The sequence below is a fragment of the Streptomyces sp. NPDC026515 genome, assembly GCF_055567595.1.
The window spans coordinates 256,009-270,677 of sequence record NZ_JBVHQD010000004.1 but is presented as its reverse complement, the minus strand read 5'-3'; the positions used below and the strand labels follow the sequence as shown (position 1 = coordinate 270,677).

The following is a 14,669-nucleotide window of genomic DNA, read 5'->3' as shown; positions in this document are numbered from 1 at the left end:
CGCCCTGTCCGTCTAGGCCGCCGCCCGCTCCCGGTACCGCTCCTTGTACCGCTGCGGGTAGCGCTCGGTGAACTTCACCACCCAGACCAGCAGGGCGATGGGCACGACCCAGTTGAACCAGTCGCTCTGCCCGGGCAGCCGGATGGCCAGCCAGGTGGACAGGGCCATCAGCGCGAACACCACCCCCCAGGCCGTGGTCAGCACCATGTTGACGTGGGTGAAGACGGGCGAGCCCCAGTACTCGCGCGGTACCCGGTGGCGGGCGTACTGGGCGGTGAAGGGGTCGGAGAGCAGGGAGCCGAGCGCCACGACGGCCACGACCAGGTTGGAGATGACCTGGGCGTACGTCTCCAGCCAGATCAGCTCGTGGCGCTCCAGGGCCAGGGCGAGGACGCAGAGCACCGCGAAGAACACGATCGCGACCATGTCCAGCAGGAAGAACCGGCCCCGGAGCATGTCCTTGCCGGACAGCACGGCCGCGGCGACCAGCGCCGCCAGCGCCGCGTACTCCCAGGTACTGGGGCTCGCGACGACGCCGAAGATGATCCACGGGGCGAACGAGAAGAAGACGCCTCCGCTGCCGACGGGCTTCCCGGCCCGGGCCCGGACGGACGGCCGCTGTTCGGTGTGTCCCATGGGGCTCCTCCCGTCGCCACCTGGTCCCCTACCAGCGTGCCGCGCGGGTGGGCGGTCCGCATGCTCTCCGGTCCGCGGCGGCACGCTGCCTCCGTCCAGCGGTCTTTCCGGGGGGCGGGGCGGCCGGATTCGAACCGGCGTGTTCCGGTTCTGGAGACCAGCGCGCCTGCCTCTGCGCTACGGCCCCGCCCGTGCGGGAGATCCTAGAGGGGCGCCTCCGGACCGCCGAGCGGACGCCGGAGCGACAGCGTCACCAGCCCCGGGGACGCTCAGCCTTCCGACGGTGCCGTCCGGTGCACACTGCGTACGGCGGCCACGTCGGCCGGGACCGTCGGTGCCGGCACGTGGGCGCTGAGGTCGTCCAGACGGCGTTTGACGCTGGCGGCGATGCCGGCACCGAGACGGTAGCGGGTGGCCGTGCCGGCCCGGGCCGCGTGGTCGAGGAGGCGGTGGGCCTCGCGGCTGCGCATGCCGGTGTGGGTCAGGACGAGATGGGAGAGGCGGTGCCCGGCGCCGGCCAGGGCCTGCCCGATGGTGTCGGCGGCGGCCAGGTCCAGCCGGTTGTCCGGTGCCGCGAGCACGGCGGCAGCCCGGACCCGCCCGAGGTCGAGCAGGGTGACCCCGGCCGAGGCGGACGCCGTCACCAGACGGGCGGCGGCCGAGGGACCGATGCCGTTGCTGGCGGCGGCGAGCCGGGCCAGGCGCCCGTACGGGGCCCGGTCCAGGGCGTCGGCCAGCAGCAGCGCGCCCGCGTCGCCCAACCGGGCGGCGGACACGTACAGTTCGTCGACCGCGCCCTGGGCGACGACGGCGGCCAGCGCCCGGGCACCGGCCTCGCCCAGCGGGTTGCCGCCGACGAAGAGCCGTTCGATCCGGCGCCCGCCGTCGGCGGCCACCAGCAGCGCGTCGGCCAGCACCGCCGCTCCGTCCGCGTCGAGCCCGGTCTGCACGAGGTCGAGGGTGCGCAGGGAGCGCGCGGACTCGACGAGTTCGGCGGCGGCCCGTCCACCGCCGCCCCCCAGCGGGTTCCGCTTCAGCCAGACACCGGTGACGACCTGGGGCGAGGCACGCAGCTGGTCGGCGATCCGGCAGGCGCCGCCCGCCGTGATGCCGTTGCAGCCGAGGTAGAGCGTCTCGACCCCGGCGCCGGACCCGGCCACCGCGGCGGCGCCCTCGTCGCCGAGCGCGTCCGTGCCGAGCAGCAGATGCCGTACCGGCGTGGGACCCGCGCCGAGAGCCTCGGCGATCAGGGCGGCCCCCGCCGCACCGACGCCCTGCTTGCACAGGTCGAGGCGCCCGTCCGGCAGCGCGGTCCCGGCCGTGAAGTCCAGCCGCTCCCCCGCCGGGCGTCCGGCCCGCAACCAGTCCAGCAGCGGCGCGAGTTCGGCGGCCGGGCGCGGCAGGACGCGCGGCACCCCGGCGAACGTCGGCTCCTCACTCACCACGCGGCCTCCCGGTAGTCCTTCAGGAACACCCCGGACACCGGGTCGCCCGCCTCGCCGCGCACGATCGGGTCGTAGACGCGGGCCGCCCCGTCGACGATGTCCAGGGGAGTGCGGAATCCCGCGCCCGCCATCCGGGCCTTCTTCGGCGCCGGGTTCTCGTCGGTGATCCACCCGGTGTCGACGGCGCACATGTGGACGCCGCGCTCGGCGAGTTCGGCGGCGCTGGTGCGGGTGAGCATGTTGAGGGCGGCCTTGGCCATGTTGGTGTGCGGATGGCCCGCCATCTTGTTGCGGACGGCGAACCGCCCCTCGACCGCGGTCACGTTGACCACGTACCGGCGTGGGTGCGGCGAGGCCAGCAGCAGCGGCAGCAGGCGGTCGCAGAGCAGGGCCGGGGCGAGGGCGTTGACGAGCTGGGTCTCCAGGACCTCGGCCGGGTCGAGCGCGCCGAGCCGGGCCGACCAGGAGTTCTCCGGCGAGGGATCGGGCAGCAGCCCGGCCTCGTCGGCCTCGCGCAGCGCGGCCGGCAGGGCCGCGGCCCCGGTGGCCGGTGTCCGCGGCGACGTGAACCCGGGGGCCCGCCGGGCTCCCGGGGGCAGCGCGGCGCGCTCGCCGGAGGCCAGCAGCGCGTACGCCTCGGGCGGCCGGCGCACGGTCTGGGCCGCGTTGTTGACGAGGATGTCCAGCGGCTCGCCGTCCTGCCGCAACTCCTCGCACAGGCCGAGCACCTGGCGCGGATCGCGCAGGTCGACGGCGAGCACGGCCAGCCGGTGCCGCCAGGTCTCGCTGCCGGGGGCGGCTTCGAACCGGCGCACGGTGTCGTGCGGGAAGCGGGAGGTGACCTGGACCTCGGCGCCGTCGCGCAGCATCATCAGCGCCAGCTGGAAGCCGATCTTCACCCGGCCGCCGGTGAGCAGCACCCGACGGCCGCTCAGGTCCGCGCTCAGCGCGCGGCGGGCGGCGTTGTCGGCGGCGCAGTCCGGGCAGAGCCGGTGGTAGAAGGTGTCGACCTGTCGGTAGGGCGACTTGCAGACGTAGCAGGTGCGGGGCTTGTGGAAGACACCCCCTGCGCCGGGTACGGCCAGCGGCGCGTCCTCGCGGCGGTCCGGGGCGCCGGTCGCGGTCGCGGCCATCACCGCGGCGTCCGCCGACGACAGTTCGGTGGAGCGGGTCCGGCGGCGGCGCAGCCGTCCGTCGCGGGCGAAGGACGCGGCGACCTGCTCGGCGCGCAGCCGCACCGGGTCGTCGACGGGCAGCGCCCGCAGCTTCCCCACCACGTCGTGGAAAGCCGTCAGTTCCGCCTCGGTGATCGCCTCGTCCATCCGTCCCGCCCCGTGTCCGCCGCTCGTGGTCCCGGCCGGATTCGAACCGGCGTATCCGTCATGCCATGACGGCGAGTCTGCCTCTGCTCTACAGGACCTCGGCACGCGATCCGGACGACCGGATTCGAACCGGCGTGTCCGCCTTGGCAAGGCGGTGCGCCTGCCTCTGCGCTACGTCCGGCCGCGTGCCCGGAGCCTAGCCGGACGCGGCGGAGGAATCCCACTGGGTTTTCCGGGCCGGCCTCGGATCAGCGGGAGGCACGCCGCAGTTCGAGCCGTTCCTTCTCGGACAGGCCGCCCCAGACGCCGAAGCGTTCGTCGTTGTCCAGCGCGTACTCCAGGCAGGCCGAACGCATCTCGCACATACCGCAGATGCGCTTCGCCTCGCGCACCGAGCTGCCGGGCTCGGGGAAGAAGAAGTCCGCACCGGTCTGCGCGCACAGCGCCTGCGCATGCCAGACCGGGACGGGCGTGCGGGGTGGGATGGTGGTGTCGAAGTGCATGGCCAGGATCGTGCCGGGCGGCGAAAAACGTTCGATCAACGCCCGCTCAACGAGGGCGCGACGGACCGCGGCAGCCTCGATCATGCGGGACGGCACCACGCCTGCGCACGGCGGCGCGCGCAACGGAATCCAGAACTCGGCGAGTGCGTCAAGTGACCCACGGTAACCGGCTGCCGGTGGGCGCGCTCCGGCAGCGATTGTCAGTGGGCGGTGGAAGACTCGGCTCTGCAATGCACGGGACCCTTCCGAGGAGGGCGAAGATGCTCACCACCCGTTTCGTCAACGGCGCTCCCAACTGGATCGACCTCGGCACCCCCGAGATCGACGGCGCCGTCTCTTTCTACAACGGCCTCTTCGGCTGGCAGTTCCGGTCGGCGGGACCGGACGCCGGCGGTTACGGCTTCTTCCAGCTGGACGGCAAAACCGTCGCCGGCGGTATGCAGACCTCTCCCGAGCAGGGCCCGCCGAGCTGGAGCGTGTACTTCCAGAGCGAGGACGCGCAGGCCACCGCCAAGACCGCCGAGCAGGCGCACGGCAGCGTCCTCGCCCAGCCGATGGACGTGATGGGCCAGGGGCATCTGGCGATCCTCGCCGACCAGGCGGGCGTGCCCTTCGGAATCTGGCAGCCCGGGCGGACCAAGGGCGTGGAGATCGCGAACGATCCGGGTTCGCTGTGCTGGGTGGAGCTGTACACCCCGGACATCGCGGCGGCCGCCGCTTTCTACCACAAGGTGCTCGGTCTGGAGACCTCCGGAGTGCCCTACCCCGGCGGCACCTACACCTGTGTCAACCCGGCGGACGGCGACGACGACTCGATGTTCGGCGGGATGGTTCCGCTGGCGGAGGACCCTGCCGAGGCGCAGATCGGCGCGTACTGGCTGCCGTACTTCGAGGTCGAGGACCCGGACACGGTGGTGGAGAAGGCGCAGCAGACCGGGGGCAAGGTGCGGATGCCGGCGACCACGCTGGAGGGTGTGGGCCGCATGGCCAAGCTCGCCGACCCGTACGGCGCCCGGTTCGCGGTGATCAGGGGCGAGCAGCAGGGCTGAGCCGGCCGGTGCCTAGGCGGTGGCACGCCGTACCAGTGTCGTGGGCAGGATGACGCTGGACGGCGCCCCCGTCGCCGGGTCGCCCCGGGACAGCGAGGCCAGCAGGAGTCTGGCCATCAACCGGCCCATCTCCTCGATGTCCTGACGGACCGTCGTCAGTGACGGCCGGGTCTGTTCGGTGACGGGCAGTACGTCGTCGAAGCCGATCACGGCCACGTCCTCGGGTACCCGGCGACCGCGCTCGTGCAGGACGCGCAGGGCGCCGAGTGCGGTGAGGTCGTTGGCCGCGAACACGGCGTCTACGTCCGGGCAGCGGTCGAGGAGTTCGCCCATGGCCCGTGCGCCGCCGGCCGGGGTGAAGTCGCTCGGCACGACCAGGCTCGGATCGGTCTCCCCCAGCGTGCCCATGACGTCCCGGTAGCCCTGCAGGCGGTCGGCGGCCGACGTCTGGTCCAGGGGCCCGGTGATGTGGGCGATCCGGGTCCGGCCGAGGCCCGCGAGATGGCGTACGGCGTCCTGGGCGCCGCCCCGGTTGTCGCAGTCCACGTACACGGCGCTGTCGGTGCCGTCGCTCCAGCCGGGCCGGCCGCCGAACACGGTGGGGACTCCGGCGCCCTCGATCAGGCCGGGCAGCGGGTCGTCGAGGTGGAGCGAGAAGACGAGGGCGCCGTCGACATGGCCGCCGGTGAGGTAGCGGGCCACCCGCACGTGGTCGTCCCGTCCCTCGGTGAGCAGCAGCACGAGCTGGTTGTCGCGGGCGGTCAACTCCTTGCTGATGCCGCGTAGCTGGAGAGCGAAGAAGGGGTCGGTGAAGATCCGTGTCTCGGGTTCGGCGATGACGACGGCGATCGCGTCGTGGCGTCTGGTGACCAGGCTGCGGGCCGCCTGGTTGGGGACGTACCCGAGTTCCTCGACCGCTTTGCGGACCCGCTCGACGAGGGGTTCGCGGACCCCGTCCCCGCCGTTGACCACCCGTGACGCGGTGGCCCGGGACACCCCGGCCCGTGCGGCCACGGCCTCCAGAGTGGGGCGCGACACTGCCTCGGACACCTCGGCCCTCCTCCTCGGCGGCTGACGATCAGCATAGCCCCGGGCGGGCGAAGGAACGGGAGCGCCCGGCGGCTCGGGGGCCGCCGGGAATCACCCCAAGGCCCCGCGTCAGGAGGGCTGTTCGGGCCGTGCGCGGCTCGGCTGGACGCGTTTGGGCTCGCCAGGCATCTTCGGGTACTCGGGCGGATAGGGCAGGTCGCCCAGGCCGTGATCGTGTTCGTCGCGGCGGGCGAGTTCGAGCAGCGCGTCGAGCGAGTAGGCGTGGTCGTCCATGTCGGCGTGCACATCGCCGACCTCGGCGAAGCGGGCCGGCATCGTGGCGAGGTCGAAGTCGCCCGGCCGCACCTCGTCGACCTCCACCCAGCGCAGGGGCGCGGAGACCGGGGCGTCGGGGCGGGGCCGCAGGGAGTAGGCCGAGGCGATGGTGCGGTCCCGGGCGGTCTGGTTGTAGTCGACGAAGATGCGCTCGCCGCGCTCCTCCTTCCACCACTTGATCGTCACCTGGTCCGGCATCCGCCGTTCCAGCTCGCGGCCCAGGGCGATCGCCGCGCGCCGCACCTGGGTGAAGGTCCAGCGGGGTTCGATCGGCACGAAGACGTGCAGTCCCCGGCCGCCGGAGGTCTTGGGCCAGCCGCGCAGCCCCCCGAACTCGTCGAGGACGGAGCGCAGTTCGTGGGCGGCGCGGACGGCGTCGGTGAAGTCGGTGCCGGGCTGCGGATCGAGGTCGATCCGGAGTTCGTCGGGGCTGTCCACGTCGGCGCGGCGTACCGGCCAGGGGTGGAAGGTGAGGGTTCCGTACTGGGCCGCCCACACCACGGCGGCCTCCTCGGTGGGGCACATCTCGTCGGCGGTGCGGCCGCTGGGGAAGGTGATGTGAGCGGTGGGGATCCAGTCGGGCATGCTCTTGGGCGCCCGCTTCTGGTAGAACCACTCGCCGTCGACGCCGTCGGGGTAGCGCTGCAGGGTGGTGGGACGGTCGCGCAGGGCGCGCAGGATGCCGGGGGCCACGGCCGCGTAGTAGCGGGCGACGTCCAGCTTGGTGAAGCCGCGCTCCGGGAAGAACACCTTTCCGGGGCTGGACAGCCGTACGGTCCGGCCGGCCACCTCCAGTTCCACCGCATCGCCCATGCGGCCACCGTAGGCGCACCGCCCGCCCCGCGCACATCGGTTGCACCCGATCCGCGCCCACCCGCGTGCCCGGCCCGCACCCTCCGGTCGCGCCGGCCCGCTCGCCTCGGCACGGCCCGGGGACACGGACTTCGGCTAGGCCCGGGGGACGGACCAGGTGACGGCCGGCCGGCGCTGGACGTCGTAGACGATGATGTCGGGGCGGCTGCCCTCGGCCACGCCGAAGGTGATCTTCCCGCGCAGACAGCCGCCCGGTCGCACGGTGCCCGCCGAGACGGGATAGGCCGGCGCGGGAACGCCGTATCCCTTCAGCCCGAGCGGCTTGACCTGCGTGCCGTCCTTGAGCCGGAGGGTCCAGGGGGACTGCGCGACGATGACGTCGGTGCTGTCGGCGTCGGCGCACGTCCTCACCTCCAGCACGGCCCACTCGGAGTCGGGGAAGTCGGCGAGGTTGGTGGGCAGGCGCACGCCCTCGGCGGGCTGGGTGTAGCTGACGGCGGTCGTGGTGGCGCTGATGTGGCTGCCGTCGCCGTCGACGTCCTTCCAGTGCGTGCCGGTGCCGAGCGTGAGGGCCTCGGCGCCGGACGGGCCGGACGCGCCGGCGCCGGTCGTCCCGGAGCCACCGCCGGTGCAGGCCGTCGCGGTGGCCGCCAGCAGCAGGACGGTGGTGACGGTCGTACGGATACGCATGAATGTTCCCCCGCGAAGCGCGTCTGCCGAAGGGGCATCATCCCGCCCGTGCGCGTGCCGTGCGGATGGCGTGTCCATGTTGTGATCGACAAGTGCCGTCGAAAGGTCTGCCGCGCGACGCGCGCAGCCCGTGGTCCGCTCGTAGAGTCGTGGCATGGATCTGCCGGTGATGCCACCCGTGAAGCCGATGCTCGCCAAGTCGGTGGCGGCGATCCCGCCGGACATGCAGTACGAGGCCAAGTGGGACGGCTTCCGCGCGATCGTGTTCCGGGACGGTGCCGAAGTGGAGCTCGGCAGCCGCACCGGGAAACCGTTGACCAGGTACTTTCCCGAACTGGTGGCGGCGCTGGCGGAGCGGCTGCCCGAGCGGTGCGTGCTGGACGGGGAGATCGTGATCGCGCGGGACGGCAGGCTGGACTTCGACGCGCTGAGCGAGCGGATCCATCCGGCGGACTCCCGGGTGCGCACCCTGGCGGAGCGGACGCCCGCCTCGTTCGTCGCCTTCGACCTGCTGGCGCTGGCCGACGAGTCCCTGCTGGACGTTCCGCTGACCGACCGCCGCGCCCTGCTCACCACGGCGCTGGCCCAGGTCACCCCACCGGTGCACCTGGCACCGGCGACGACCGACGTGGACGTGGCCCGGCAGTGGTTCGAGCAGTACGAGGGGGCGGGCCTCGACGGCGTCATCGCCAAGCCGCTCACCCTGCGCTACCTCCAGGACGAGCGTGCCATGTTCAAGGTCAAGCACGAGCGGACCGCCGACGTCGTGGTGGCGGGCTACCGCCTGCACAAGAGCGGCCCGGTGGTCGGCTCGCTGCTGCTGGGCCTGTACGACGACCGGGGCGCCCTCCAGCACGTGGGCGTCTCGGCCGCGTTCGCGATGAAGAGGCGGGCCGAACTGATCGGGGAACTGGAGCCGCTGCGCATGGACGACGCCTCCGGGCATCCCTGGGCGGCCTGGGCGGAGGAGGCCGCCCACGAGTCGGCCCGGCTGCCCGGCGCCCCGAGCCGGTGGTCGGGCAAGAAGGACCTGTCCTGGGTGCCGCTGCGGCCGGAGCGGGTGGCCGAGGTGGCGTACGACCACATGGAGAACGGCGCCCGCTTCCGCCACACGGCCCGCTTCCGCCGCTGGCGCCCGGACCGCACGCCGGACAGCTGCACCTACGCCCAGCTGGACGAACCGGTGCGGTACGACCTGGCGGAGATCCTGGGGTCGTAGTTCCGACGGGGTATGGCCACCGGTGTGCCGACGAGCACACAATCAGGGGACGAACGGGGTGACAGCGGTGGGCATGGGACACGGGGCGCCGACGCGCCGGACCGCACTGAAGGCCGCACTGGCCGCGGCCGTGCTGACGGCCGCCCCGACGGCCGGCTGCACCCGGCACGGCCCCTCGGACGACGCCCGCGCCCCGCACGGTGGACGGACACCGGACGGCCGGACCACCGCCCCCACCGGCTCCGTACTGGCCGTGAAGATCGACAACGTCGGCGCGGCCCGCCCGCAGACCGGGCTGGACTCGGCCGACGTGGTGTACGCGGAGCAGGTGGAGGGCGGGCTCAGCAGGCTGATGGCGGTGTACGCCACCAGGCTGCCAGCGGTCGTCGGGCCGGTGCGCAGCGCCCGTGAGTCCGATCTGGAACTGCTGCGCCAGTTCGACCGGCCGACGCTCGCCTTCTCCGGTGCCCAGCGCAAGCTGCTCCCGCTGATCGACCGGGCACCGCTGCGGCCGGAGACCCCCGACACGGCGTCCGGCGCCTACTACCGGGACAGCGGCAGGCCGGCCCCGCACAACCTGTACCTCCGCCCCGCCAGGCTGATGTCCGGCGCACCCGGCGAGGCGGCGCTCACCACCGGCTTCCGCCACGGGCCGGCCCCGGCCGGCGGCACGGTCACCACCACCCGCACCGTGCGGTATCCCGTGGCCCGGTTCACCTTCACCTGGTCCGCGGCCCGGCAGTGCTGGCTGGTGTCGATGGACGGCACCCCGGCCCGCACCACGGCCGGCCGGCGGGTGACGGCCGCGACGGTCGTGGTGCAACACGTGCGGATACGCACGTCGGACTATCACGACGTGCTCGGCAACTACACGCCGTTCACCGAGACGGTGGGGACGGGGAGGGCCGAGGTACTGCGGGACGGGCGGTCGTTCGAGGCCACCTGGACGCGGCGGGAGGCAACCGACGCCACGACGTTCACCGGGGCCGACGGCGCTCCGGTGGACTTCGCCGCCGGGCAGGTGTGGGTGGTGTTCGCGAAGTCCTAGGCCTGCGGGGCGACGGGCTCCACGGGATGGCGCAGCCCCTCCGCCGCGTCCGCGACCCGGCGGATCAGATCGAAGAACTGGGTCTGCTCCTCGGCCGCGAGCGGGGCCAGGAACACCTGGTTCATCCGGGCGGTGCGCACCGTGAGCTTGCGGTGGGTGCGCAGCCCGTCGCCGGTGAGGCGCAGCAGGGAGCGGCGGCCGTCCTGCGGGTCGCGCACCTTGTCCACCAGCCCCCGCCGTCCGAGCCTGCTGACGACCTCGGCGATGGTCGACCGGTCGAGCCCCACCCGCTCCCCCACCGTGCGCTGGTCCAGTCCCGGCTCGGCGACGAGCGCGTTCAGGACCGCGAACTGCGGGGAGGTGATCTCCTCCGACACCATCGTGTTCCACAGCAGGTAGTGGGCCTGCTGCAGCCGCCGGGCCAGGTGCCCGGGGTGGGTGGTGAGGTCCACCGCGGCCATGTGCGCCCCCAAGGTCGGAATTGGTAAGTGCACTGAACGATACTCGGTGTCGCCGCGTCGCGTCCTGTGCAACGGTTCGCGATCCGGCAGGCTCTTGACGGGGAGCGGTGCCGGTGGCAGCGTGAGAGGCATCTCGCTGAATACTCAGTGCCCTGATTAATTCCTTGATCGAGAAGTGGCTCGACGTCGTGGCTGGTCGTGCCCACGCCCCTCCGGACGAGGGCGCCTCACCTAGGACTTCCTATGACACTCACCCAAGGCGACATCGACCTCGAGATCGCGGCCGAGCACGCCGGCTACGAAGAGCGCGTGGCCGAAGGCGCCCCCGTCGAACACCACCCCCGCCGGGACTACGCCCCCTACCGGTCCTCGCTGCTCCGGCATCCCGGACACCCCCTGGTCGCCATCGACACCGGCAAGGACCCGGAGCTGGTGGAGCTGCACTCACCCGCGTTCGGGGAGCGGGACGTCACCGGGATGGACAACGACCTGACCCGGCAGCACGACGGTGAGCCCATCGGGGAGCGGATCACCGTCTCCGGGCGGCTGCTCGACCGGGACGGCCGGCCGGTCCGGGGCCAGCTGATCGAGGTCTGGCAGGCCAACTCCGCGGGCCGCTACGCGCACCAGCGCGAGCAGCACGACGCCCCGCTGGACCCGAACTTCACGGGTGTCGGCCGTACGATCACGGACGCCGGCGGCGGCTACCGCTTCACCACCGTCCAGCCGGGCCCCTACCCCTGGCGCAACCACCTCAACGCGTGGCGCCCGGCGCACATCCACTTCTCGGTGTTCGGCACGGCGTTCACGCAGCGGCTGGTGACACAGATGTACTTTCCGAGCGACCCGCTGTTCCCCCACGACCCGATCATCCAGTCGGTGACGGACGACGCGGCCCGGCAGCGGCTGGTCGCGACCTACGACCACAGCCTGTCCGTGCCGGAGTTCTCGATGGGCTACCACTGGGACATCGTGCTCGACGGCCCGCACGCCACCTGGCTCGAAGAAGGACGCTGACCTGCCATGACGAAGATCGACACGAGCAGCCCGGAGAACGTGCTGCCGACCCCGTCGCAGACGGTCGGCCCGTTCTACGGCTACGCGCTGCCGTTCCGCGGCGGTGAGGACATCGCACCGCTCGGACACCCCGGCACCGTCACGGTCCACGGATACGTCTTCGACGGTGCGGGCGCCCCGCTGCCGGACGCGCTCGTCGAGCTGTGGGGCGCCGGCCCGGACGGGAACGTGTCCACGACCGACGGTTCGATCCGGCGCGACCCGGCGACCGGCGGCCACCTCGGCCGCAACGGCGTGGAGTTCACCGGCTGGGGCCGGATCCAGACGGACACCGACGGGCACTGGTACGCGCGGACGCTGCGGCCCGGCGCCCGCGGGGCCAGCGCGCCCTACCTCAGCGTGTGCCTGTTCGCGCGCGGGCTGCTGGTGCACCTGTTCACCCGGATCTACCTGCCGGGCGACGACGCGGCGCTCGCGGCCGACCCGCTGCTCACCCGGGTGGGCGAGCGACGCGACACGCTGATCGCCGCCGACGAGGGCCGGCAGACCTACCGTTTCGACATCCGCCTTCAGGGCGAGGGCGAGACGGTCTTCCTGGAGTACCGGTGACTCCCCCGCCCGCCGGGCACGGGGGCGGTGACGCCGGGCTGCTCGGTCCCGGGTGGGCCGGGTCCGCCGCCGCGTCCGCGACCGGCGACACCGCCTTTCTGCGGGCCCTGCTCGACGCGGAGGCGGCCCTCGCCCGCGCCCAGGCGGCGCTTGGGCTGGTCCCGGACGAGGCCGCCGCGGCGGTGACCGAGGCGGCCGATCCGGCCCGTTTCGACGTCGCCGCCCTCGCGGAGCGGGCCCGCGCCGGGGGCAACCCGGTCATCCCGCTGGTCGCCGATCTGACCGAGGCGGCCGGCGCGGAGTACGGACCGTACGTGCACCGGGGTGCCACCAGCCAGGACATCATGGACACGGCGACGATGCTGGTCGCGGCCCGCACCCTGGACCTGATCCGCGCCGACCTCGGCCGTACCGAGCAGGCGCTCGCCCGGACGGCAGCCGAGCACCGTGACACACCCATGCCGGGCCGCACGCTCACCCAGCACGCCGTTCCGACGACCTTCGGGCTGAAGGCGGCGGGCTGGCGTTCGCTGGTCCTCGACGCCCGGGACCGGGTGTCCGGGGTGCGGGCGTCGCTGCCCGTGCAACTCGGCGGCGCGGCGGGCACGCTGGCGGCATTCGGGGCGTACGGCGCCGCGCACGCCGAAGAGCTGCCGCCCAAGTACGCGCGCGAACTCGCCCTCGCCGCCCCCCTGTTGCCCTGGCACACCCTGCGCACTCCGATCGCCGATCTCGCCGGGTGTCTCGCCTTCACGGCCGGGGCGCTGGGCAAGGTCGCCGTGGATGTGCTGACGCTGTCCCGTACCGAGATCGGTGAGCTGTCCGAGGGCGGCGGGGGCGGCTCGTCGGCGATGCCGCACAAGGCGAACCCGGTGCGGTCCACGCTCGTCGCGGCGGCCGCCCGGCGGGCCCCGCAGCTCGCCGCCGTCCTGTACGGCTCACTGGCCGCGGAGGACGAACGGCCGGCCGGCGCCTGGCACGCCGAGTGGGAGCCGCTGCGGGACCTGCTGCGCGCCGTCGGGGGCGCCGCCCGGGACACGGCGGAGCTGACGGCGGGGCTGCGCGTGCACCCGGACGCGATGCGCCGGAACCTGGATCTCACCCGCGGTCTGATCGTCTCCGAGCGGCTGGCCGCCGAACTGGCCCCGGCGCTCGGCCGGGACCGGGCGAAGGAGCTGCTCACCGAGCTCGCCCGCCGCACGCACACCGAGCGGCGCACGCTGCCTGAACTCCTCGCACAGGAGCCCGAGGTGAAGGACATCGACCTCGGCGATCCGACCGACCCGGCCCGCTACACCGGCTCCGCCGGTGTCCTCACCGACCGAGCACTGGAGCGACGTTGATCGAGAACCTCCTCGACCACCGCTCCGAGGGCCCCGCTTCCGCTCCCCCGCTGCTGCTCGGGCCGTCGCTCGGCACCTCGTACGCGCTGTGGGACGCGGTGGCGCCCGAGCTGTCGAGCGGCCACCGGGTGGTGCGCTGGAACCTGCCGGGGCACGGCGGTGCGGCGCCCGGCCTGGTCAGGGCGGGAGCGACCGTCGGTGACCTCGCCGGCCTGGTGCTCGCGCTCGCCGACTCACTCGGCATCGAGCGGTTCGCGTATGCCGGGGTGTCGTTGGGCGGTGCGGTCGGACTGCACCTGGCCGTCCACCACCCGGACCGGCTGGAGAGCCTGGCCGTGATCTGTTCCTCCGCCCACTTCAACGGGTCCGGGCCCTGGGAGGAACGGGCCGCACGGGTGCGCCGGGAGGGCGTGGCGTGGCTCGCGGAGAACGCGGACGCCCGCTGGTTCACACCCGGCTTCACCGTGCCGCGCCTGGTCGAGGACCAGCGGACGGTGGATCCGGAGGCGTACGCCGCCTGCTGCGACGCGCTGGCCGCCTTCGACCTGCGGGACCGGCTCGGTGAGATCGCCGTCCGCACCCTGCTGGTCGCGGGCCGTCGGGATCCCGCCACCCCGCCGCCGCATCTGCGGGAGATCGCCGACGCGGTGCCGGCGGCCACCCTGGTCGAGCTGCCGGGCGCCTCCCACCTGGCGCCCGCGCAGTGTCCCGAGGCCGTCCTCACGGCGCTCCGTTCGCACCTCGACGGCGGCGCCGAGCGGGGCATGGCGGTGCGCCGGGCGGTGCTGGGCGACGCGCACGTCGACCGGGCACAGGCCCGCCAGACGCCGTTCACGGCACGCTTCCAGGACTTCATCTCGCGCTACGCCTGGGGCGAGATCTGGACCGACCCCACCCTCTCCCGCCGCGAACGCAGCCTGGTCACCCTCACCGCGCTGGTGGCACACGGTCACCTCGACGAGCTGGCCATGCACGTGCGGGCCGCCCGGCGCAACGGGCTCACCCCTGAGGAGATCGGCGCGGTGCTGCTGCAGACGGCCGTGTACTGCGGGGTCCCGGCGGCGAACGCGGCGTTCGCGACGGCTCAGCGGGTGCTGGAAGAGGAAGGGTGATCCTGGCAGTCGTAGCCCCAGCAGGGTCAAGCATCCG

The 14,669-nt window shown here is 73.5% G+C and carries 15 protein-coding genes and 3 tRNA genes; 7 read left to right on the top strand and 11 right to left on the bottom strand.

The annotated features are described in order from the left end of the window. Positions 1-12: 12 nt before the first annotated feature. The 7 genes from ACZ4O3_RS09645 to ACZ4O3_RS09615 all read right to left on the bottom strand — a co-directional run bounded on the left by ACZ4O3_RS09645 (position 13) and on the right by ACZ4O3_RS09615 (position 3,945). Positions 13-636 (bottom strand): hypothetical protein, encoded by a 624-nt coding sequence (locus tag ACZ4O3_RS09645; protein WP_467721803.1) that lies wholly within the window; start codon positions 634-636, stop codon positions 13-15. Positions 637-749: 113 nt separating this feature from the next. After that, positions 750-825, bottom strand: a tRNA-Trp gene (locus ACZ4O3_RS09640). 80 nt (positions 826-905) lie between these two features. Then, a complete protein-coding gene (locus ACZ4O3_RS09635; protein ID WP_467721802.1) occupies positions 906-2,078 on the bottom strand; it encodes a leucine-rich repeat domain-containing protein in 1,173 nt (390 codons plus the stop codon). Continuing rightward, on the bottom strand, positions 2,075-3,403 hold the full coding sequence (locus ACZ4O3_RS09630; protein WP_467721801.1) for an SDR family NAD(P)-dependent oxidoreductase: 1,329 nt from the start codon (positions 3,401-3,403) through the stop codon (positions 2,075-2,077). The genes ACZ4O3_RS09635 and ACZ4O3_RS09630 overlap by 4 nt, the downstream gene beginning before the upstream one ends. A 26-nt stretch (positions 3,404-3,429) precedes the next feature. Further along, positions 3,430-3,501, bottom strand: a tRNA-Ala gene (locus tag ACZ4O3_RS09625). A gap of 11 nt (positions 3,502-3,512) precedes the next feature. Further along, positions 3,513-3,584 (bottom strand) — tRNA-Gly (locus ACZ4O3_RS09620). A gap of 67 nt (positions 3,585-3,651) precedes the next feature. Then, on the bottom strand, positions 3,652-3,945 hold the full coding sequence (locus ACZ4O3_RS09615; RefSeq protein ID WP_362725093.1) for a WhiB family transcriptional regulator: 294 nt from the start codon (positions 3,943-3,945) through the stop codon (positions 3,652-3,654). A 221-nt stretch (positions 3,946-4,166) separates the two neighbouring features. On the opposite strand from ACZ4O3_RS09615, the gene ACZ4O3_RS09610 reads away from it, so the two are divergent. Continuing rightward, the gene (locus ACZ4O3_RS09610) at positions 4,167-4,955 is read left to right on the top strand and encodes a VOC family protein (protein ID WP_362725078.1); all 789 of its coding nucleotides are present in this window, start codon (positions 4,167-4,169) and stop codon (positions 4,953-4,955) included. Positions 4,956-4,967: 12 nt separating this feature from the next. Here the strand turns inward: ACZ4O3_RS09610 and ACZ4O3_RS09605 are convergent, their stop codons facing one another. From ACZ4O3_RS09605 to ACZ4O3_RS09595, 3 genes are all read right to left on the bottom strand, one after another. Next, the gene (locus ACZ4O3_RS09605; protein WP_467721800.1) at positions 4,968-6,005 is read right to left on the bottom strand and encodes a LacI family DNA-binding transcriptional regulator; all 1,038 of its coding nucleotides are present in this window, start codon (positions 6,003-6,005) and stop codon (positions 4,968-4,970) included. Positions 6,006-6,113: 108 nt separating this feature from the next. Then, on the bottom strand, positions 6,114-7,133 hold the full coding sequence (ligD, locus tag ACZ4O3_RS09600) for a non-homologous end-joining DNA ligase (RefSeq protein WP_362725084.1): 1,020 nt from the start codon (positions 7,131-7,133) through the stop codon (positions 6,114-6,116). Between the two features lie 135 nt (positions 7,134-7,268). Beyond that, positions 7,269-7,823: a hypothetical protein gene (locus ACZ4O3_RS09595; protein ID WP_467721799.1), complete on the bottom strand. Its 555-nt coding sequence runs from the start codon at positions 7,821-7,823 to the stop codon at positions 7,269-7,271. 154 nt (positions 7,824-7,977) lie between these two features. Between ACZ4O3_RS09595 and ACZ4O3_RS09590 the strand changes: the two genes are divergently transcribed. Continuing rightward, on the top strand, positions 7,978-9,042 hold the full coding sequence (locus tag ACZ4O3_RS09590; RefSeq protein WP_467721798.1) for an ATP-dependent DNA ligase: 1,065 nt from the start codon (positions 7,978-7,980) through the stop codon (positions 9,040-9,042). Positions 9,043-9,115: 73 nt separating this feature from the next. Then, on the top strand, positions 9,116-10,090 hold the full coding sequence (locus ACZ4O3_RS09585; protein WP_362725331.1) for a DUF3048 domain-containing protein: 975 nt from the start codon (positions 9,116-9,118) through the stop codon (positions 10,088-10,090). On the opposite strand, the gene ACZ4O3_RS09580 is transcribed toward ACZ4O3_RS09585, so the two are convergent. After that, a complete protein-coding gene (locus ACZ4O3_RS09580) occupies positions 10,087-10,551 on the bottom strand; it encodes a MarR family winged helix-turn-helix transcriptional regulator (protein ID WP_362725328.1) in 465 nt (154 codons plus the stop codon). The two genes, ACZ4O3_RS09585 and ACZ4O3_RS09580, sit on opposite strands and share 4 nt — an antisense overlap. Before the next feature lie 243 nt (positions 10,552-10,794). On the opposite strand from ACZ4O3_RS09580, the gene pcaH reads away from it, so the two are divergent. From pcaH to pcaDC, 4 genes are read left to right on the top strand one after another with little or no spacing between them, the layout of a single operon-like run. Next, positions 10,795-11,568 (top strand): protocatechuate 3,4-dioxygenase subunit beta, encoded by a 774-nt coding sequence (gene pcaH, locus ACZ4O3_RS09575; RefSeq protein WP_467721797.1) that lies wholly within the window; start codon positions 10,795-10,797, stop codon positions 11,566-11,568. A gap of 6 nt (positions 11,569-11,574) precedes the next feature. Further along, on the top strand, positions 11,575-12,177 hold the full coding sequence (gene pcaG, locus ACZ4O3_RS09570; protein ID WP_467721796.1) for a protocatechuate 3,4-dioxygenase subunit alpha: 603 nt from the start codon (positions 11,575-11,577) through the stop codon (positions 12,175-12,177). Beyond that, positions 12,174-13,520 (top strand): 3-carboxy-cis,cis-muconate cycloisomerase, encoded by a 1,347-nt coding sequence (gene pcaB, locus ACZ4O3_RS09565; protein ID WP_467721795.1) that lies wholly within the window; start codon positions 12,174-12,176, stop codon positions 13,518-13,520. The genes pcaG and pcaB overlap by 4 nt, the downstream gene beginning before the upstream one ends. Beyond that, entirely contained in the window at positions 13,517-14,632 is a 1,116-nt protein-coding gene (pcaDC, locus tag ACZ4O3_RS09560; protein ID WP_362725316.1) for a bifunctional 3-oxoadipate enol-lactonase/4-carboxymuconolactone decarboxylase PcaDC, read from the top strand. Before pcaB ends, pcaDC begins: the two co-directional genes overlap by 4 nt. Positions 14,633-14,669: the final 37 nt, after the last annotated feature.